Origin of the sequence: Campylobacter concisus, from assembly GCF_001891085.1 — a bacterium.
GTDB classification, from domain to species: domain Bacteria; phylum Campylobacterota; class Campylobacteria; order Campylobacterales; family Campylobacteraceae; genus Campylobacter_A; species Campylobacter_A concisus_O.
In genome coordinates, this window is the sequence record NZ_JXUP01000001.1 from 287,049 (window position 1) to 306,076 (window position 19,028).

At 39.6% G+C, this 19,028-nt stretch carries 20 protein-coding genes and 1 tRNA gene; 13 read left to right on the forward strand and 8 right to left on the reverse strand.

Annotation, left to right across the window (positions count from 1 at the left end; all coding sequences use genetic code 11):
- Positions 1-52: 52 nt before the first annotated feature.
- From glmM to TH67_RS01530, 6 genes are all read left to right on the forward strand, one after another.
- A complete protein-coding gene (gene glmM / locus TH67_RS01505; RefSeq protein ID WP_004317384.1) occupies positions 53-1,393 on the forward strand; it encodes a phosphoglucosamine mutase in 1,341 nt (446 codons plus the stop codon).
- Positions 1,386-1,838 (forward strand): signal peptidase II, encoded by a 453-nt coding sequence (gene lspA, locus TH67_RS01510; protein ID WP_072594038.1) that lies wholly within the window; start codon positions 1,386-1,388, stop codon positions 1,836-1,838. Before glmM ends, lspA begins: the two co-directional genes overlap by 8 nt.
- Positions 1,828-2,190 (forward strand): NINE protein, encoded by a 363-nt coding sequence (locus TH67_RS01515; RefSeq protein ID WP_072594039.1) that lies wholly within the window; start codon positions 1,828-1,830, stop codon positions 2,188-2,190. Before lspA ends, TH67_RS01515 begins: the two co-directional genes overlap by 11 nt.
- A gap of 9 nt (positions 2,191-2,199) precedes the next feature.
- A complete protein-coding gene (locus tag TH67_RS01520) occupies positions 2,200-2,634 on the forward strand; it encodes a CopD family protein (protein WP_072594040.1) in 435 nt (144 codons plus the stop codon).
- 9 nt (positions 2,635-2,643) lie between these two features.
- On the forward strand, positions 2,644-3,189 hold the full coding sequence (locus TH67_RS01525; protein ID WP_072594041.1) for a hypothetical protein: 546 nt from the start codon (positions 2,644-2,646) through the stop codon (positions 3,187-3,189).
- A 116-nt stretch (positions 3,190-3,305) separates the two neighbouring features.
- Positions 3,306-4,745 (forward strand): acetyl-CoA carboxylase subunit A, encoded by a 1,440-nt coding sequence (locus TH67_RS01530; RefSeq protein ID WP_054195976.1) that lies wholly within the window; start codon positions 3,306-3,308, stop codon positions 4,743-4,745.
- Positions 4,746-5,037: 292 nt separating this feature from the next.
- Here TH67_RS01530 and TH67_RS01535 read toward each other — a convergent pair whose 3' ends face one another.
- On the reverse strand, positions 5,038-5,259 hold the full coding sequence (locus TH67_RS01535; RefSeq protein WP_141081769.1) for a hypothetical protein: 222 nt from the start codon (positions 5,257-5,259) through the stop codon (positions 5,038-5,040).
- Positions 5,260-5,528: 269 nt separating this feature from the next.
- Between TH67_RS01535 and TH67_RS01540 the strand changes: the two genes are divergently transcribed.
- Both TH67_RS01540 and gdhA read left to right on the forward strand, forming a co-directional pair.
- Positions 5,529-6,113 carry an SMI1/KNR4 family protein gene (locus TH67_RS01540; protein WP_072594043.1) on the forward strand — a complete coding sequence of 195 codons (585 nt, stop codon included), beginning with the start codon at positions 5,529-5,531 and terminating at the stop codon, positions 6,111-6,113.
- A 198-nt stretch (positions 6,114-6,311) separates the two neighbouring features.
- Positions 6,312-7,670 (forward strand): NADP-specific glutamate dehydrogenase, encoded by a 1,359-nt coding sequence (gene gdhA / locus TH67_RS01545; protein ID WP_072594044.1) that lies wholly within the window; start codon positions 6,312-6,314, stop codon positions 7,668-7,670.
- Between the two features lie 995 nt (positions 7,671-8,665).
- Here gdhA and TH67_RS10260 read toward each other — a convergent pair.
- The 4 genes from TH67_RS10260 to TH67_RS01560 form a co-directional block, all read right to left on the reverse strand.
- Positions 8,666-8,818 carry a hypothetical protein gene (locus TH67_RS10260; RefSeq protein WP_159070044.1) on the reverse strand — a complete coding sequence of 51 codons (153 nt, stop codon included), beginning with the start codon at positions 8,816-8,818 and terminating at the stop codon, positions 8,666-8,668.
- Between the two features lie 155 nt (positions 8,819-8,973).
- Positions 8,974-9,492, reverse strand: a complete 519-nt coding sequence (infC, locus tag TH67_RS01550) for a translation initiation factor IF-3 (RefSeq protein ID WP_072594045.1) — start codon at positions 9,490-9,492, stop codon at positions 8,974-8,976.
- The gene (thrS, locus tag TH67_RS01555) at positions 9,489-11,309 is read right to left on the reverse strand and encodes a threonine--tRNA ligase (RefSeq protein WP_072594046.1); all 1,821 of its coding nucleotides are present in this window, start codon (positions 11,307-11,309) and stop codon (positions 9,489-9,491) included. Before thrS ends, infC begins: the two co-directional genes overlap by 4 nt.
- A gap of 350 nt (positions 11,310-11,659) precedes the next feature.
- Positions 11,660-12,226, reverse strand: a complete 567-nt coding sequence (locus TH67_RS01560) for a YbaK/EbsC family protein (RefSeq protein WP_072594047.1) — start codon at positions 12,224-12,226, stop codon at positions 11,660-11,662.
- A 64-nt stretch (positions 12,227-12,290) separates the two neighbouring features.
- Here TH67_RS01560 and ung point away from each other — a divergent pair, with 64 nt between their 5' ends.
- On the forward strand, positions 12,291-12,983 hold the full coding sequence (ung, locus tag TH67_RS01565; protein WP_072594048.1) for a uracil-DNA glycosylase: 693 nt from the start codon (positions 12,291-12,293) through the stop codon (positions 12,981-12,983).
- 1 nt (position 12,984) lies between these two features.
- Here ung and TH67_RS01570 read toward each other — a convergent pair whose 3' ends face one another.
- Complete coding sequence (locus tag TH67_RS01570) at positions 12,985-13,278, reverse strand: hypothetical protein (protein WP_072594049.1); 294 nt, start codon at positions 13,276-13,278, stop codon at positions 12,985-12,987.
- Positions 13,279-13,358: 80 nt separating this feature from the next.
- On the opposite strand from TH67_RS01570, the gene TH67_RS01575 reads away from it, so the two are divergent.
- From TH67_RS01575 to TH67_RS01585, 4 genes are all read left to right on the forward strand, one after another.
- Complete coding sequence (locus TH67_RS01575) at positions 13,359-13,886, forward strand: pyridoxamine 5'-phosphate oxidase family protein (RefSeq protein ID WP_072594050.1); 528 nt, start codon at positions 13,359-13,361, stop codon at positions 13,884-13,886.
- A 28-nt stretch (positions 13,887-13,914) separates the two neighbouring features.
- Positions 13,915-15,081, forward strand: coding sequence for a replication-associated recombination protein A (locus TH67_RS01580; protein WP_257638011.1), 1,167 nt, complete (start codon positions 13,915-13,917; stop codon positions 15,079-15,081).
- 101 nt (positions 15,082-15,182) lie between these two features.
- Positions 15,183-15,317, forward strand: a complete 135-nt coding sequence (locus TH67_RS10545; protein WP_257638008.1) for a hypothetical protein — start codon at positions 15,183-15,185, stop codon at positions 15,315-15,317.
- Positions 15,318-15,756: 439 nt separating this feature from the next.
- On the forward strand, positions 15,757-17,175 hold the full coding sequence (locus tag TH67_RS01585) for an alanine/glycine:cation symporter family protein (RefSeq protein ID WP_054195966.1): 1,419 nt from the start codon (positions 15,757-15,759) through the stop codon (positions 17,173-17,175).
- A gap of 74 nt (positions 17,176-17,249) precedes the next feature.
- On the opposite strand, the gene TH67_RS01590 is transcribed toward TH67_RS01585, so the two are convergent.
- Together TH67_RS01590 and TH67_RS01600 are read right to left on the reverse strand one after the other, a co-directional pair.
- Positions 17,250-17,325: transfer RNA gene (locus TH67_RS01590), tRNA-Val, on the reverse strand.
- A gap of 554 nt (positions 17,326-17,879) precedes the next feature.
- Positions 17,880-19,010, reverse strand: coding sequence for a glycosyltransferase family 4 protein (locus TH67_RS01600; protein WP_072594052.1), 1,131 nt, complete (start codon positions 19,008-19,010; stop codon positions 17,880-17,882).
- Between the last annotated feature and the right edge of the window lie 18 nt (positions 19,011-19,028).

The following is a 19,028-nucleotide window of genomic DNA, read 5'->3' on the forward strand; positions in this document are numbered from 1 at the left end:
TTAGGTAAATTCTGATAAAATAGCACAATTTTATAATAAAAAGGATAAATTTATGAAACTATTTGGAACGGATGGAGTTCGTGGAAAAGCTGGCGAGAAGCTTTCAGCTCAAACATCTATGCGTCTTGCAATGGCAGCTGGAATTTATTTTAGAAAGACCTCAGCGACAAATGTGATTTTGGTTGGAAAGGACACTAGAAAAAGTGGTTATATGATAGAAACCGCCATCGTTGCAGGACTAACTGCAGTTGGCTACAACGTCCTTCAAATAGGCCCTATGCCAACACCTGCGATAGCATTTTTAACAGAAAATATGCGCTGTGACGCTGGCATAATGATAAGCGCCTCACACAACCCATACTACGATAACGGCATCAAATTTTTTGATAGCTTTGGCAACAAGCTTGATGAGACAATAGAAGCTGAGATCGAGAAAATTTTCTACGACGATGAGCTCATCGCAAACGCCCAAAAGACGATGACAGAGATCGGCGCAAACAAGAGGATCGACGATGTTATCGGCAGATATATCGTGCAGATCAAAAATTCATTCCCAAAAGAGCTAAATTTAAAGAATTTACGAGTAGTTTTAGATGTGGCAAATGGAGCTGCTTACAAGGTCGCGCCAACTGTATTTAGCGAGCTTGGAGCTGATGTCATCGTCATAAACAACGAGCCAAATGGTAGCAACATCAACCAAAACTGTGGCGCACTTCACCCAGAAGATCTAGCGAGCGAGGTAAAAAGGCTTCGTGCCGACATCGGCTTTGCATTTGACGGCGATGCTGATAGGCTTGTAGTAGTTGACGAAAACGGCGAAGTTGTGCATGGCGATGCGATACTTGGCTCACTAGCTGCATTTTTGCACGAGCAAAAGGCGCTAAAAGGCGGAGCCATCGTGGCTACGGTGATGAGTAACGCTGCACTTGATGACTATCTAAAAGCTCATAAGATCAAGCTACTTCGCTCAAACGTAGGCGATAAATACGTGCTTGAGATGATGAAAGAAAATGGTATAAATTTTGGCGGTGAGCAAAGCGGTCACGTGATATTTAACGACTACGCTAAGACTGGCGACGGCCTTGTTACCTCAATGCAAGTAGTTGCTATGATGCTTAAAAAAGGCAAAAAAGCTAGTGAAATTTTTGGCGAGCTAAAGCCATATCCGCAAATTTTGCTAAATTTAAAAATCACAGAGAAAAAGCCGCTTGATAAGATAGAGGGACTAAAAGAGCTTGAAGCTAGCCTCGCAAAAGAGGGCATAAGATCGCTCTTTAGATACTCTGGCACTGAAAATTTGATCAGACTTTTGCTTGAGGGCAAAAATCAAACTTTAGTTGAAAAACGCATGGATGAAGTTGAGAAATTTTTTGTAAAAGCCCTAAATGCGTAAAAGCTTAGTTAAATTTTTCATCGCATTTTTTATCATTTTTATCGTTGATCAAGCGATAAAGATGATATTTATAGATGGTTTTTCGTGGGACGGAGAGTTTTTTTCGCTAGTTCTTACATATAATAAGGGCGTTGCATTTTCGATGTTAGCCTTTTTAGATGAGTGGCTAAAATTTATCCAAATCGCCCTCATTTTAGGCGTTTTTGTCTATCTGGTCGTTGAGAAAAAACTGCTTTGCTCGCATGCCATTTGGCTTGGAGCTTTGCTAGGAGCTGGCAGCTCAAATATCACAGATAGATTTATCCATGGCGGCGTCGTGGATTACGTCTTTTGGCATAAGTGGTTTAACTTTGCGGTCTTTAACTTCGCCGATGTGATGATCGATCTTTGCGTGGTGATGATACTTTGGCAAAGTTTTAGGAAAAGGAGAGAGAGTGGGAAATAATATCTACGTCGCATACGCGCTTTGGCTACTTACTGGCTGGCTTGGAGCGCATAGAATTTACCTTGGTAAATTTATCACTGGTTTTTTGATGATGGGACTATTTTTTATCGGTTACTCTTTGCAAATCATCCTCATTGGCTACTTATTTTTGGCTATTTGGGGCATTTGGTGGATCATCGATGCATTTTTAGTTGGCGCTTATGTCGAGAAAAATTTACAAAAAGTCGAGCTAAAAGAGAGACTAAAACTAAAAGATAAAGAGGACGACTTAAAAAGGCTTTACGAGCTTTTTGAGAGTGGTGCGATCAGTAAGGCTGAATTTGAAGCTAGAAAAGAGATACTTTTTAGATAAGGAGACGTTATGGCAGAATATTATCTTTACTTAAAATACCTCCACTATTTGTTTTTCATCTCGTGGATGGCAGTGCTGTTTTATCAGCCAAGGCTCTACGTTTATCACGTAGAAAACATGAACAAGCCAGACTTTGTAAAAGTGGTCGAAGTGATGGAGTATAAGATGTATCACTACATCGGTTGGGTCGCACTCATTGGCTCATTTGTAACTGGCATTTTGATACTTATGGCTATGCCTGATCTTATAAAAACTGGTCACATCCATGTTAAAATTTTAGTTGTCATCTTAATGGCTATCTATCACCTAGACCTTGGACGCTACATGAAGCAGCTCAAAGAAAAACGCTGTAACAAAAGTGGCATCTTTTTTAGAGCCTACAACGAAGTGCCAACTATCGCGATGCTTATCATCATCTGGGTCATGATAGTAAATCCATTTTAAGGGAATTTGATGAAGAAATTTTTAGCATTTATTGCTTTGCCGGCACTCTTACTTGCAGCGACTCAGTACTTTGAGCCGATGCAGATAAAATTTGACAACAGACTCTACTCGCTAGCAGGCTCAGCCAAGCCTGTGCCAAATTTATTCACGCAGGAGTACTTACTGCCTGGCGAAAAGCTAGATAGTTTTAGCTACATGCTCTCGCTAAACACGCTTAAATTTGACGCTACAGTCGAGCAAGCAGTCGAGCAAAAGATAAATGATCTAAAAGAGCTAAAAGCAAAAGGGCTAAAAGTGGCTTATAAAAAGGGCTCACTAGCAAATGAAATTTATCTTGATATCACGATATTTTCAAACCTAAATGGCGTGCCAACAGCCGAGCACTCGATATATCGCTACACCAAACAAGGCGGAAATTTAGTCCTTTTTACCATCCAAAGGCGCGCTTATAAAAAAGAGGGCATTCAAAGATTTGCTGCAAATTTCACAATAGAGTCGCAAGATTTTAGCAAAAAAGCCCTAGCCACACCTTTTCCACAAATCATCAATAGATAGAAAAATTTGAGTGTAAATTTAGCCTTTGCACTCAAATTTTAAAACTAGACTTAATAAATTTATCTAAAAATAAAACGAATAGTTATATGATAGGAAAAACTCAAAAAGGATAGCCTATGATACATAAAATTCTTATCGCAAATCGTGGTGAGATCGCAGTTAGGATAGTCAGAGCTTGTAGGGATTTACACATCCAAAGCGTAGGAATTTACACAGCGCCAGATAGCGAGTGCTTGCATGTAAGGATCGCTGATGAGGCCTATCAAGTAGGCGAAGATCCGATCAAAGGCTATCTTGACGCCAAAGCGATCGTAAAGCTTGCTAAAGAGTGCGGGGCTGATGCGATACACCCAGGATACGGCTTTTTAAGCGAAAACTACGAATTTGCAAAGGCAGTTGAGGATGCTGGGCTTATCTTTATCGGTCCAAAGGCTGAAGTGATAAGAAAAATGGGTGATAAAAATATCGCAAGATACCTAATGAAGAGAAACGGCATACCAATCGTTCCAGGCACAGAAAAGCTAAATGACGAGAGTATGGATGCCATAAAAGAGCACGCTAGACGCATCGGCTACCCAGTCATTTTAAAAGCAAGCGGTGGTGGTGGTGGCCGTGGCATCAGAGAAGTTTGGCAAGAAGAAGATATGCAAGATGCCTTTGAGTCTTGCACCAGAGAGGCAAAGACCTACTTTAATAACGATGAAGTTTTTATGGAGAAGCTTGTCGTAAATCCTCGCCACATCGAGTTTCAAATTTTAGGCGACAACTACGGCAACATCATCCACCTTTGCGAGCGTGACTGCTCTATCCAAAGGCGCCACCAAAAGATTATCGAGATCGCACCTTGCCCATCGATCAGTGAAAATTTAAGAAAGATTATGGGCGTGACTGCGGTGGCCGCTGCAAAGGCTGTGGGCTACTCAAACGTAGGAACGATCGAGTTTTTACTAGATGACTACAACAACTTTTACTTCATGGAGATGAACACTCGTATCCAAGTGGAACATGGCATCACCGAAGAAATCACCGGCCACGACTTAGTCGTTAGGCAGATAAGGATCGCAGCTGGTGAAATTTTAGAGATCGAACAAAGTGACATCAAGCCACGTGGTTACGCGATAGAGGCAAGGATCACAGCTGAAAATGTCTGGGAGAATTTCATCCCAGCACCAGGCACTATCGAGGGCTACTATCCAGCACTTGGTCCATCTGTGCGCGTCGATAGCCACGTCTATAAGGACTACACCATACCGCCATTTTATGACTCTTTGATCGCAAAGCTGATCGTAAAGGCGACCGACTACGATCTAGCGGTAAATAAGCTTGAAAGAGCACTTGAAGAATTTACCATCGAAGGCGTGCGAACGATCATCCCATTTTTGCTAACGATCAGCAAAAGCAAGGAGTTTAGAAGAGGATTTTTCGATACTAGCTACGTTGAGAAAAACTTAAAAACTATCCTTGAAAATACCTATGATGATATGAACAAAGAGCCAAATGACGACCTAGAAGAGGTCATCGTAGAGGCGATAAAAAGATATAAAAAGAAGAGATGAATTTATCTCATTGCGGCTTTGGCGATAAATTCCGCCAAGGCTAAATTTTCGCGCAAACTGCGTAAATTTTAGCTCCGTCATTTGCCAAGGCGTAGAGCCTGCCACCGCTTACTAGTATAATCTGATCTGTAACTAAACCAAAATTTCAAACCCTATCTCTTTTAAAAGCAAGCCATTTCTAGCGCTTATCAAAACTGGCTTATTTTTGTGATTTGCGAACAAAATTTGACCATTAATCCAAGCAAAGTACTCCGTGCAACTGGTTTTAAATTTAAATATCGCCCGTCACTTTTTACATCCACGGCGTAGAGATATAAAGTAAAACATCCCCCTCACACAGATAAACTGGCGTGTGGAAATATGTGCCAAGCTTTAGCCACCAGATAGTTTTGCCTATTCTTGTACTATGCTCTTTAGGCGGCACACTCGCGTTTAAATTTTCATCTTTTGCTTCATTATTGATCGCTGCGCCACCCAAAATTTCTTTGCACTCCATCATAAATGGCGAGCTCATGCGCACGCAAAAGCCTCAAGTTCGTATGTTTTAGCATCGTTATAAATCTCTTTTATGGGCTACGCTGCTTTATCAAGCTAATTTACCTCATCATTAACTCTTTGCAACATCTCGCATTTAGTGATTGCTAGTTTTCTTAGTTATCTCTGCCAGCTTCTTAAATTTATGAAGATTGTGGTCTAAATTTGGGGACAAATGGGTCAAAATTAAAAGCGCACCGAGTTAAATTTGATAAAATTTGCCAAAATTTAGCAGATTAAAGGACTGATATGTTTTTAAAGTTAAACCAGATAGCTCAAAAATTAGATCAAATTTTCTTGCCACTAGAGCAAGAGGGTATGACTGGCATGAGACTCTTGCTTCAAAATGATGTTAAAGCCACCGCACAAGCACTTAAAAACGCACAAGAAGCTCTTGGCATAAATTTCCCAGCTAAATTTACAAAGCTTTTAAGCAAATTTGACCTTGGAAATTTTGAAATTTGCAATGTCAAATTTGGCTCCAAAGGCGATTACGTGAGTGAGCTAGTACGGCTAAATAGCGTAGATGAGTTTGGTGGCAAATGGTGGCAAGGTGAAGCTCGCCCTTTAAATTTGATAGTCTTTGCCGTGGGTGATCCGTGGATATTTTTGCTTGATTGCACGAGTGGCGCGGTCTATGCATGGCTCTTTGGAGATGAGGAGCTTTGCAGCAGGTGCGTCGCAAGCGACTTTGAAAAATTTTTCATAGCGCTTGCCAGCACCTATATAGCAAGACTAAATGATGAAGCCATGCCATCAGCCCAGCATATCCTAAATTTTGTCCAAGCAGACGACACAGCACTTGATTTTTGGCAAGAGATGGCGCAAATTTAGTAAATTTAGGCTCCACTCAGCCTAAATTCTATTTTATAAATTTATCCCAGCGATCGAAACAAAAACCACTTTTTATAAATTTAGTTTCGATATGTAACGCTCATTGCCTAAAATAAAAATATAAAAATAAATTTAAATAAAAATTTTTTCTATGAGAGTTAATATTCAACTACGAAAATTTGACGAATAGGAGCCAAAATGAGCGAGTACATCGAAAAAACGATGGAGTGGATAAAAAAGACCAATCCGGGTCAAGGCGTCTTTGTCCAGGCTGCGACCGAGGTTTTAAATAGCCTCGAGCCGCTTATAAAAAGAGAGAGCAAGTACCAAAAACACGCAATCCTAGAGCGCATCGTCATCCCTGAGCGCACGGTGATATTTCGCGTCACATACACGGGCGACGACGGCAGACCGCAGGTAAATAACGGCTACCGCGTGCAGTTTAACTCAGCCGTGGGCCCCTATAAAGGCGGTATCAGACTGCATCCTAGCGTCGATCTTGGCGTACTAAAATTTCTTGGATTTGAGCAAATTTTTAAAAATTCGCTCACGGGCGTAAATATCGGCGGCGCAAAAGGCGGCAGCACCTTTGATCCAAAAGGCAAGAGCGAGGGCGAGATAATGCGCTTTTGCCAAGCGTTTATGAGCGAGCTATACCGCCACATCGGCAACACTGTAGACGTACCCGCAGGCGACATCGGCGTGGGCGCGCGCGAGATCGGCTATATGTTTGGGCAGTATAAAAAACTCACGGGCAGATTTGACGGCATACTCACGGGCAAAGGCTTAAACTGGGGCGGCAGCCTAGCGCGTACGGAAGCGACTGGATACGGGTTAGTCTATTTTACGCAAAATATGCTGCAAAAAGCTGGGCTTGGGCTAGAAGGCAAAAAATGCAGCATAAGCGGTAGCGGAAACGTCGCCATATACACGGTAGAAAAGCTCTATCAAGTAGGCGCGCTGCCTATCACGGTTTCTGATTCAAACGGATACGTTTACGACGCCGAGGGCATCGATCTAGCGGTGCTTAAAGAGCTAAAAGAGGTCAAACGCGCGCGCCTTAGCGAATACGTTAAATTTAGACCGAACGCAAAATACGTAAGCGTGGGCGAGTACAAAGAGGGCAGAAACGGCGTGTGGGACGTGCCGTGCGACGGGGCGTTTCCGTGCGCGACGCAAAACGAGCTGCATCTAGCCGACATAAAGACGCTCTACGCTAACGGCTGCCGTTTCGTGGCTGAGGGCGCAAATATGCCAAGCACGCTTGATGCGATAAATTTTATGCTAGCGCAAAAGGATTTTTACTTCGCTCCGGCAAAGGCGGCAAACGCGGGCGGCGTGGGCACGTCAGGTCTTGAGATGATGCAAAATGCCGGCATGACCGCATGGAGCTTTGAAAAGGTCGATCACAGACTGCACGGCATAATGAATCATATCTTTGAGCTTAGCTACGAGACTAGCAAGGAGTTTGGCGACGAGGGAAATCTGGTGCTTGGCTCAAATATCGCGGGCTTTAGAAAAGTGGCCGACGCGATGATAGATCAGGGATATGTGTAGGGCTGATTTTAGCTCTTGCTCTATAAATTTGCGTCCAAGCTAAATTTGGACGTAAACCAATATGAAATAAGTTTGGGCTTTTAGCTAAAAGAGAGTTTGCCTTTTGTATAGCAAATTTTACTGACAAACTATCAAATTTACGCTAGTTTGAAGTATTTTATGCAGCGTTCGTTTTGACAAATTCGTGGTGGCGTGATAGATGTGGATTTGAAGCTCGCCTAAATTTAAAATATTGATACTAAGGTGGCGAGCAGATCACTATTTTTAGAGCATTTAATAGAAATTTTGTCAAAAAAGCTGGCGTGGTGGCAAATGGTGGAGTGGCGAGGTTGTGCAACAAATTTGAAAGTTTTTGCCATGTATGCTTTTGCTTGATTGTACGAGTGGTATGTTTATGTGTGGCTGTTTAAAGATGAAGAAATTTGTAGCAGGCGCGTTGCGATCGAGAAATTCTTATAGTGTTAGCTGGCATCGATATAGCAAGGCAAAATGAAAAAAGTTCTGGTAGAGAATGAGCAAACACTAAATTTTATCCAAGCAGATTATAGGGTATTTGATTTTTGCCAAGAAATGGCTTATAAAATTTAGTAAATTTATGCTCACCCAGCCTAAAATTCTCTTTTATAAATTTAAACTACAAACAAGCGAATTTTTTAGCAAGTTTAGCCTGCTATTAAGCGAAATTTAACTTAAAATGTTAAGCACAAGTACCATAAACTTAAAAATTCACAAGAAGTTATCAAATTTACTCTAACAGGTTACCCTTACCTAGCCAAATTTCAGCAAAGCGCCCATGTAATGGTTGGCAGAAAAAGGATGAAGCAAATTCTAGTAAGCAAAAATTAAAATTTGCTCCATTTAATCCACGAACAATCAAATTTATCGTCAAATTTGGTCGCCACATAAAACCAAGAGTAGTCAAAGCTTTTTGTAAAAAGTATTATTAAAGCGATATCCCATTACCAAATTTAGCTAGATATTAGGCAAAATTTAGCTTAAAAATACTCACGCAAGCACTCAAATTTTGTAAGCTCACAAGAAATATTTTCAGCACAACATCCATACGAGCGATAACAAAGCGGGTAAATTCCAGCAAGTAAAGACCAAAATTTACTAAATTTAAACCACATCCAAATTTTGCCTATCAAATTTAACCATAAGGTATATCAACCCTGCAAACGCCTTTGCATAAATTTAACACATATAAAAATGATAGGATTTTTGGAAAATAATTATTTATAAGTTTTTGTATTAAAAATTTAATGTAACAAAGAGCAAGCCCTAGCCTGCTCTTTGTGAAAATTTAACCCTTTTTTGGAGTTACAAGCATATTTACATAACGACCTTCTATTATAGGCTCTTTGTCGCGGTCAGCCTCATCCTTGATCATCTCCCAGACCTTCTCAAGCATGGCTACGCCAGCCTCTGGGGTGCTCATCTCGCGACCCTTTAAAAATACACGAAATTTAACGTATTTGCCATCTTGCAAAAACTCGCTTGCGTGTTTAACCTTGTAGTTTATATCGTTTTGGGCGATCTTGACAGAGAGTTTTATCTCTTTTATCTCGATGGTTTTTTGCTTTTTCTTAGCCTCTTTTTGCTTTTTCTCTTGCTGATAGCGGAATTTACCATAGTCCATTATCTTGCAAACTGGCGGCTTCGCGTCTGGCGCTATAAGCACTAGATCAAGCCCAAGCTTATTTGAGATCTCTAAAGCCTCTTCTCTTGAGATGACACCGTATGCCGTGCCATCATCCCCTACACATCTTACCTCTCTCGCCCTTATGTCCTCATTGAGCAATACTTCATTTTCCTTACTCAAAAATGTACCTCACTAAGTTTCTCCTTCGTTAAATTTATAAATTCCGCCAAGCTCATATCGCTCTGCGTCCTAGCCTGTCTATCGCGCAACGCAACGCTCTTGTTCGCTACTTCGTTGTCTCCTAGCACGACTATCATAGGCACCCTTTGTTTTTCTGCCGTTCTTATTCTCTTATTTAAACTCTCATTTTTACTTGCTATCTCGCTATCGACGTTGATCTTTCTTAGCTCACGTGAAATTTCTTTTGCGTATTCTAAATGCGTGTCACTAATAGGCACGATGACGACCTGAGTAGGAGCGATGAAAAATGGCAACTCACCAGCAGTGTGCTCAAGTAAAATTCCTATAAATCTCTCAAAACTACCAAGTAAAGCTCTGTGGAGCATTACAGGGCGCTGTCTTTCGTTATTTGCGTCGATGTAGCCTAGATCAAAACGTTCTGGCAAGTTAAAGTCCACCTGTATCGTGCCACACTGCCATTTTCGCTTTAGCGCGTCAGTGATTTTAATGTCGATCTTTGGACCGTAGAATGCGCCGCCGCCCTCATCGATACCGTATTTAAAGCCATTTTCATCAAGAGCTTCTTTTAGCGCTTTGGTCGCCGTTTCCCAAATTTCATCTCCGCCGATCGCTTTTGCAGGTTTGGTCGAAATTTCCATCTCATAGTGAAAGCCAAAATTTTCCATTATCTTGCCAGCAAATTTTAAAATTTCTAGGATATTTTCTTTGATTTGACTTGGCATACAAAAGATATGTGAGTCATCTTGTGCAAATTCGCGAACTCTAAAAAGTCCATGTAAAACGCCACTTTTTTCATGGCGATGTACGACGCCGTATTCGAAAAATTTAAGCGGTAGATCGCGGTAAGACCTGATATCACTTTGATAGACTTTGATGTGACCAACGCAGTTCATCGGCTTGATGCCATACTCTGTCTCGTCGATCGTCGTAAAGTACATATTTTCTTTATAGTTTGCGTAGTGGCCGCTTCTTCTCCACACGTCAGCCTTTAAAAGCTCAGGTCCTCGCACTGGCTCGTAGCCACGGTCGCGGTGAGCTTTGTATAAAATTTGCTCTAACTTAGAGCGCAAGCGTCCACCATTTGGTAACCATATCGGCAAGCCGCCACCCACTTCTTCATCAAAAGTAAATAGTTTCATCTCGGTGCCAAGCTTTCTGTGGTCGCGCTTTTTGGCCTCTTCGATGATTCGGATGTGCTCTTTTAAGCTCTCTTTATCTGCATAGGCTGTGCCGTAAATTCTAGTTAGCATCTCACGGCTCTCATCGCCGCCAAGATATGCGCCAGCCACGCGTGTAAGTTTGAAAAATTTTAAAAATTTAGTATTTGGTACGTGTGGTCCGCGGCAAAGATCTTCAAAATCCCCTTGCGAGTAGCTGCTCACTTCGCCATCTGGAATTCTTTTTAAGACCTCTTGCTTTAGGTCGTCATCTTTAAATTTATCGCTCATATTAGCTTTGGTTGAGCAGGTTTTGATGATATCAAATTTCTTCTCAGCAAGCTCTTTCATCTTATCTTCGATTGCAGCTAGATCGCTCTCGCCTAGCTTCGTGCCCTCATCATCAACTCTAAAATCATAATAAAATCCATCTTCTACGTTTGGTCCGACAAAGAATTTCGCCTTTGGATAGAGTGATTTGATAGCTTGTGCCATGAGGTGCGCACAGGAGTGTCTGATAACGTGTAGTGCCTCTTTTGAGTTGTCAAAATAGATAGGCTCAGCACTACTCTCACGCCCTGCGATACTTTGAGTATCGACTATTTCGCCATTTAGTTTGTATGCGATGATATCGCTCATTGTTTTTCCTTATATCAAATTGTCTTTTTTACGATAAAAGAACGATTAAGGATTTTATCTAAATGGGCTTTAAGCTAAACTTAATATTTACTAAGCAAATTTTTATAAATTCTTTTTAAATCCACAAGCTTTGATCTATAAATTTATTTATGAAATATATATATTTATATTTAAATGTGTAAATCCCTAAATTTAAAGCTTTTTATTTATATAATTTATTATATTTTAAGATTATGCCTGATAATATTTGTTCTTGAAATGAATTTAGCAATTTCTCGTCTTTGCATTATTTAAATTCATTTTTCTCCCGACAATATTTAGTGCTAGGAAGTGGTTAGCCTAGCACTTTTTTATTCTGCAAAATTTATTAGCATTGGTTGCACTATCTTTGTATAATCTTTTGTATTTAAAATGATCGATCTATCGAGTAGTCCCGCATTAAATGCGATCTCATCGTTTCTTTGTAGTAGCCTTTCATCAACTACAATGTGTAAATTTTTATGAAAGCTAAATGGTGGCACTGAACCAAAAACACAATCTGTCAATGCCAAAACCTCATCTGGACTAGCTAGGCTTGCTCTTTTGCCGTCAAATTTTTGTGTCAAGCTATCAAGATTTGCTTGCATATCGGCTGGCAAAATAGCCAAAATATAAATTTTACCAGCCTTCATCGCTGGCTTTTCATCGCTTAGTAAATAATCATTTAGTACATTTTCATCTTTAAAAATTTGCCTAAATTTCTCCTCATCCACTCCTTTAATAGAGCAAACTAGAGCCTTTGCGCCTTGGCTCATCTTTGTTCCTCTAAGTTTTGCCACCTCTTCTGAAGTGGTCGCACTCTCATGATCTATCACTCTAAATTTAGCCTCGTTTTTACTAAGGAGATCGTGGATTTTATTAAAAATTTGCTCAGACACAGCTCTTTCCTTTGGATAAATTTTAGTTAAAATTATACCGCTAAAACTTACAAAAGGCAGGAAAATGCAGATAAATTTAGATGATATAAAGATCGAGCCAAGTTGGAAAGAGGTGCTAAAAGATGAGTTTTTGAGCGAAAATTTCGCTCGCATCAAAGAGAATTTCTTAAAAGCAAAGAGTGCTGGCGTCGTCTATCCACCAAGTCCACTCATTTTTAATGCATTTAATCTAACGCCATTTCACGATGTCAAAGTCGTAATCCTAGGACAAGATCCATATCACGGCGCAAATCAAGCCATGGGGCTAAGCTTTTCGGTACCAAATGGCGTAAAAGTCCCACCAAGTCTTGTGAATATTTATAAAGAAATTTACGCTGATCTTGGCATAAAAGAGCCAAATAGCGGCGATCTCACAAAATGGGCAAAACAAGGCGTGCTGCTTCTAAACTCAACTTTAAGCGTTAGCGCTGGAGTGGCAAATTCCCACGCTAGCTTTGGCTGGCAGGGCTTTACTGACGCTGTAATAAAAAAGATTAGCCAAAATTTACAAAACGTAGTTTTCATGCTTTGGGGCAATCCAGCTAGAGCCAAAGCACCGCTCATTGACGCTAGCAAGCACCTCATCTTAGAGGCAGCACATCCAAGCCCACTGGCTCGTGGCGCATTTTTTGGCTGCCGACACTTTTCAAAGACAAATATCTATCTAGCAAACCATGGCAAAACGCCAATAGACTGGGATCTAAACGTAAAAATTTGATCTATTTTTTTAGATCATTTAAAAGTTTGTTTGTCTCTTCAAGCTTTCTTTTGCAAAATTTCTCATCTTTGTTTTGCAAAATTATGGCTTCTTGGCCGCTTTGTCTTTGTTTAAACTCATCAAATTTAAGCTCAAAAAGCCTTAACGCCTTTTCATCATTTGCGAGTCGTTTGCTCTCTTTTGCATAAAACTCGTCAAGATAGAGCCTACTTTGCTTGATATATTCATTGCAAACATCGTTTGCATGGACTAAATTTACGCCAAGTAAAATGGCAAAAATAGCTATTTTTTTCATGTTTTTCCTTGAAATTTTTGCGTTATACTAGCCTTTAAGCACTTAAATTTTAAAATGCTTTTTCAAAAAGAGGATAAAAAATGAGACGAAAAGATAGAGAGCTAAGCCGTGAAGATGGCTTAAAAATCATAGATGAATGCGAATATGCGGTAATTTCATGTGTGGATGATGAGGGAGAAATTTTTAGCGTACCGATCTCGCCTGTTAGAGTTGGTGAAAGTATTTTTATACACGGAGCTACCGCTGGCTGTAAGGCAAAACTACTTCAAGATGGACGAAAAGTAGAGTTTGTCTGCGTTAGTTTTAACAAGGTCCCGCATCTAAGCGAAAGCGAGCTAGATGCGATAAAAGACGATGGCAAGGCACTTGGAGGCAAGGTTTTTACGACTGAGTACAAAAGTGCCATCGCAAAAACTAAAGTTTACGAGATCACAGACGAAGCTAAAAAATATGAAATTTTAAAAATTCTCAGCCTAAAATATACAGCTTATGCGATGAACACCTTTGAAACAGCGGCTCAGTATGGGCTAAAGATCACTAAAATTTATGAGTTTAAGATAGAAAGTCTTAGCGCGAAAGCTAAAATTTTGCCAAAACCAGCAAAGTAAAGGAGTAAATTTGAGCTCACTTGCACTGATGTTTAGACCAAAAAACTTGGATAAAATTTGCGGACAAAAGGCGGTTAAAGCGGCATTTTTAAAATTTATAGCCTCTAGCAAAATCCCACACTCCATCTTTTATGGTCCAGCAGGCTGTGGCAAGACGAGCTTTGCAAGAGCTGTGGCGAGTGGGGCAAACTACGACTTTTACGAATTTGATGGCGGAAATTTAAAGATAGATGACTTTCGCAAAATTTTAAAAAACTACGAAAACGCCTTAAATAAGCCACTCTTTTTCATAGACGAGATCCACAGACTTAGCAAAACCCAACAAGAAGCACTGCTAATTCCCATGGAAAACTACAAAGCCCTAGTCATCGGCGCTAGCACGGAAAATCCCTTTTTCACACTAAGCTCAGGCATCAGAAGTCGCTCGATGCTATTTGAGTTTAGGCCGCTTAGCAGCAACGACTTTGAGGAGCTTCTTGGCAAGATCAGGGAGCAAATTTCATTTAGCATAGATGAAGAGGCAAAGGAGTATCTCTTTAAAAGTAGTGGCGGCGACGCAAGAGCTATGCTAAATTTATTAGAATTTGCCGTCACACTTGATGAAAATGTGAGCTTAGAAAATTTAAAAACACTTCGCCAAAACGCCCTAAAAGAGGGAGCAAAAGAGGACGACACGCACTACGAGCTAGCAAGTGCTTTTATAAAAAGCCTGCGTGGCAGCGACGAAAACGCCGTCATATACTATCTTGCAAGACTCATAGACTCTGGCGAGAGTGCAGACTTCATCGCTAGAAGGATGGCGATATTTGCCAGCGAAGACATCGGCAACGCAAATCCAAATGCACTAAATTTAGCTGCCAGCACGCTTAGCGCGGTAAAAGAGATAGGTTTTCCAGAGGCTAGGATCATACTGGCTCAGTGTGCTATCTATCTAGCCAGCTCGCCAAAGTCAAACTCCAGCTACAACGCGATAAATGCCGCACTAAGATACGTGCAAAGCGAGGAAATTTTAAAAATTCCACCATATCTAAAAAATCACACAAAAGAGAGCAAGGACTACCTTTATCCGCATGATTTTGGCGGCTGGGTCGAGCAAAAATATCTAGAAAAACCGCTCGTTTTTTACAAAAGCAAGGGCATAGGCTTTGAAAAAACGCTAAATGAGTGGCTAGAAAAGATAAGGTCTAAGGGCTAAATTTTGGGCTTTACTCTGTCGGATTTATGGAGCAAATTTTAAAAGAAATGTAAATAAACTAGCAAAATTTAGCGTACATCGCAAATTTAAAGATAGAATACGTGCCTTGGGATAGATTAACGACGGCTTATGGCAGAGCAAGCAGCTTTCCAGAAATTTTTAAACAACTTTGGGCGGCGATCGGCGAGAAAAATTTGACGCAAAGTTTGGCTACCGACAGGTCAAATAGCGGATAAAATATGGCAAATCCAGCAAATAACAACGAAGCAAAATTTAACGCCAAAGCTTTTTAAACGCCTTTGATAAAATTTTCAACAAAACCAATAGCCAAATACGTTTTGCCAAGTTATATCCACGCAATAAAGATTGCAAATTTCTCACAAAAGCCATCTAAAATACATAAAAACCTAATTTTAAGATCCAAAAATCAAGAAATAATTTTAGTCCTCATAAGCCGTCTTTGCGGAATAAATTTAGAAATTATCAATCAAAAAACGCCTTAGAGCGTAAAAATATTGGTCACAAAATCTTGTTAGTAAAAGCAAGTTCACCGCGAGTAAGCCGAAAACTAGCGCAAAATTTTAAACCAAGCTAAAAAATTTTTCTTATTTATTTTAATTTTATATTTTTTTAAATATACTCGCTCTCTAAACTACACCAATGAAAGTCAAGAAAATGCCTACAAATTTTGCTGAAATTTTAAATAATTGCGTTGAGAGTATAAATTCATTTCTTTGGGGTCCATACTTCCTTATCGCCCTACTTTGCGGCACTGGACTATTTTTTACTATTAGGCTTGGGTTTGTTCAAATTTTTAAGTTTAAAATGGGCTTAAAAGAGCTTTTTGGGAATTTCTCGCTTCACGGCGAAGCTGCTGGTAAGGCCGGTATGAGCCAGTTTCAAGCAGTTGCAACTGCGATCGCCGCACAAGTTGGCACTGGCAATCTAGTAGGTGCGACAACAGCTCTTATCATGGGTGGTCCTGGAGCGATATTTTGGATGTGGTGCGCTGCGTTTTTAGGCATGGCTACAAATTTTGCTGAAATTTGTCTAGCTCAAATTTACCGCACAAAAGACGATAGCGGGCACACGATAGGCGGTCCGGCATTTTATATAAGTCGTGGATTAAAGGGAAAATGGGCAAAAATTTTAGCTGGCTTTTTCGCTATCGCTATCATTATCGCACTTGGATTTATAGGCAATATGGTGCAAGCAAACTCGATCTCAGATGGCTTTAAAGGTGCCTTTGGCATACCTCAGTGGATAACTGGAGCTTTTTTAGCAATCGTCTGCGCAGTCATCTTTATAGGTGGCGTAAAGGCGATCGCAAGAGTAGCTGAAAAGATCGTGCCTTTGATGGCTTTACTTTATGTAGGTGTTGGGCTAATCATTATCGCTTTAAATTTTCACGAAATTCCAGATGCAGTTTTGCTTATCTATAAAGCAGCATTTGATCCTTCAGCTGCGTGGGGTGGAGCGACTGGAGCTAGCATAGCGGCTGCGATGAGATACGGCATCGCAAGGGGTCTTTTTAGCAATGAAGCTGGCATGGGCTCAACTCCGCACGCACACGCCGCAGCTAATGTCAAACACCCGGTCGATCAAGCAGTACTTGGCATAATGAGCGTATTTGTAGATACTTTTATCGTTTTAAATATCACCGTTTTTGTAGTGCTTACTGCAAATGTTATTAGCTTTGAAAATGGCAAAGCAGTCTTTACAGGCATAACCTTAGTGCAAGAGGCTTTCTCATCGCATATCTTTGGCAAGGTTGGCGGATATAGTTTCGTAGCTGTTTGCCTATTTTTCTTTGCATTTACAACGATTCTTGGATGGTACTATTTTGCTGAGATCAACGTAAGATACCTTCTTGGGGCAAAAGCGGTCAGAGCTTTTCAAATTTTAGTAGTCGTTTTTGTATTTTTGGGAAGCTTGCAAAAGGTTGATTTTGTCTGGAGCCTAGCAGATATGTTCAATGGCTTGATGGTCGTACCAAATTTAATTGCCATCATCATTTTAAGCCCTATCGTGGCAAAGCTTTTAAAAGATCACGATGCTGGCAAAGAGTATGATGTGAAAGATTATTTGAAATAAATCTTTACCGCATCTTTAGAAAATTTACTAATAATTAATTTTTAAATCTCTTGTTTAGGATGTTTTATTAGAAGTGGTGGCCCCGAATGGACTCGAACCATCGACCACTACCATGTCAAGGTAGTGCTCTACCAACTGAGCTACGGGACCAAAGATTTGGGATTATATTTTATTTTCTATTTTATTTAGCTTAATTCCTTGGTAATTAAATTTATTTATAACCAGTAAATGCAATGGAAAAATTAGAATTAGCTGGCGCTTACTTTGTAGTTATCGGCAAAGATGAAAACTACCCGGTCAATATCGGCAACTCACATGTCGTCATAAAAACTCCTTTATAGCGATAAAGAGCTAAAATGTGTAAGCTGTCTCTATGATACAGGTCACAGCACTGGTTTTAGAAACTACCTTGAGTACTGGAAGCCTTCATATAAAATTTACGATAAGAAGATGCTTGAAAAGAGGATAGAAACTAAGCAAAAATTCTTCAAAGATGAGTTTAAGCCTACAAAAGATGAATAGGAATTTTTAAAACAAAAGGCCAATAAGAACAATATAAAAACTAGTTGGTGGACTAGTGGGTTAGAAGTCTAGCTTAAAAAACTAACCAGCTTGTCTTAGTTTTTATTATTTAAATCACGATAAGTTTGCTAAAATCCAGTCAATATAAATTTTTAAATTAAAAATCTAAAAATGGCAATGTGCTATTTCCCAATAATAATCTTTGCAAGTCTTTCATTCTTTTCATTTATATTAAATTTTACTTCAGCTATTTTTCTGCTTTCCATACCCATTTGGACTATCATTTCTGAATTTTGTATAAAATAAATCATCTTTTGTGCCAAAATTTTACTATCAAATGGCGGCACCAAGAATCCATTTACTCCATCTTCAACAGTTTCTTTGCATCCTACACTATTTGTGGTTATTACTGCCCTTCCTATCGCCATAGCTTCCTGCGTACTTCTTGGTACACCTTCTCTGTAATACGAAGGCAAGACAAAAATGGAACTATTTACTATCCGTTCTTTTATATCATTTACGAAGCCAGGATATATAACTACGTCACTATCAAGATAAGGTTTTAGCTCTTCTTGCGTTAATCCAAATGGATTGTGCTCATCAAAACTACCAAATATATAAAACTTTACATCTTTATATTTTTCTTTTACGATTTTAGCTGCCTCTAAATACTCAAATATTCCCTTTTCTGCAAGAAGTCTTGCTATAAAAATAAAACTTATAGGATCAGTTGGTGCTTTAGTATATGAGAATTTATCAAGATCAACACCTATACCGCCTAATATATTTATGGACTTTACTTTTATATCAAATCTATCAATCAAGTCCTTTTTATCGTCATTATTTAAAAATATAAGCTCGTCAAGAAATGGTAGTGAAATTTTATATAAAAGAACTTGTATAGTTTTGATGATTTTCGCCTTTTTTGTTTGCCCATTTTTATAAACCGTAAAAGCCCCACCGAGCCCTTCTATCATGCCTACTATTCGTGGTACTCTTGCTATTTTTGCGGCTATAGTTGCAAAAATAACTGGTTTAACAAAAAAAGAAAAAATCGCATCTGGCCTATGCTGCCTAAATAGCTTAACCAAATCATATGTAGCAACGAGATCTTTACATGGGTTTAGTCCTTTTGTATTTAAAGTGTGGTCAAGCGGTATTGCACCTAATGAGATTATTTTTTTTCTACTTTCTTCATTGTAGTCACTAACTAAACAGTAGACATCATGCCCTTTTGATACAAGTAGTTTTATGAGCTCTTCTCTGAAATTTATCATCATAGACGAGACATTACCGATTATAAAAATTTTCATAGCAACTCCAATCATATG

Excerpts from the sequence above, each read along its gene's own strand:
- TH67_RS01525 (WP_072594041.1), top strand. The coding sequence starts at position 2,644 with ATGAAGAAATTTTTAGCATTTATTGCTTTGCCGGCACTCTTACTTGCA.
- TH67_RS01600 (WP_072594052.1), bottom strand. The coding sequence starts at position 19,010 with ATGAAAATTTTTATAATCGGTAATGTCTCGTCTATGATGATAAATTTC.
- TH67_RS01580 (WP_257638011.1), top strand. The coding sequence starts at position 13,915 with ATGTTTAGACCAAAAAACTTGGATAAAATTTGCGGACAAAAGGCGGTT.
- glmM (WP_004317384.1), top strand. The coding sequence starts at position 53 with ATGAAACTATTTGGAACGGATGGAGTTCGTGGAAAAGCTGGCGAGAAG.
- gdhA (WP_072594044.1), top strand. The coding sequence starts at position 6,312 with ATGAGCGAGTACATCGAAAAAACGATGGAGTGGATAAAAAAGACCAAT.
- ung (WP_072594048.1), top strand. The coding sequence starts at position 12,291 with ATGCAGATAAATTTAGATGATATAAAGATCGAGCCAAGTTGGAAAGAG.
- lspA (WP_072594038.1), top strand. The coding sequence starts at position 1,386 with ATGCGTAAAAGCTTAGTTAAATTTTTCATCGCATTTTTTATCATTTTT.
- TH67_RS01570 (WP_072594049.1), bottom strand. The coding sequence starts at position 13,278 with ATGAAAAAAATAGCTATTTTTGCCATTTTACTTGGCGTAAATTTAGTC.
- TH67_RS01585 (WP_054195966.1), top strand. The coding sequence starts at position 15,757 with ATGCCTACAAATTTTGCTGAAATTTTAAATAATTGCGTTGAGAGTATA.
- TH67_RS01575 (WP_072594050.1), top strand. The coding sequence starts at position 13,359 with ATGAGACGAAAAGATAGAGAGCTAAGCCGTGAAGATGGCTTAAAAATC.
- thrS (WP_072594046.1), bottom strand. The coding sequence starts at position 11,309 with ATGAGCGATATCATCGCATACAAACTAAATGGCGAAATAGTCGATACT.
- TH67_RS01540 (WP_072594043.1), top strand. The coding sequence starts at position 5,529 with ATGTTTTTAAAGTTAAACCAGATAGCTCAAAAATTAGATCAAATTTTC.
- TH67_RS01530 (WP_054195976.1), top strand. The coding sequence starts at position 3,306 with ATGATACATAAAATTCTTATCGCAAATCGTGGTGAGATCGCAGTTAGG.
- TH67_RS01520 (WP_072594040.1), top strand. The coding sequence starts at position 2,200 with ATGGCAGAATATTATCTTTACTTAAAATACCTCCACTATTTGTTTTTC.
- TH67_RS01535 (WP_141081769.1), bottom strand. The coding sequence starts at position 5,259 with ATGAGCTCGCCATTTATGATGGAGTGCAAAGAAATTTTGGGTGGCGCA.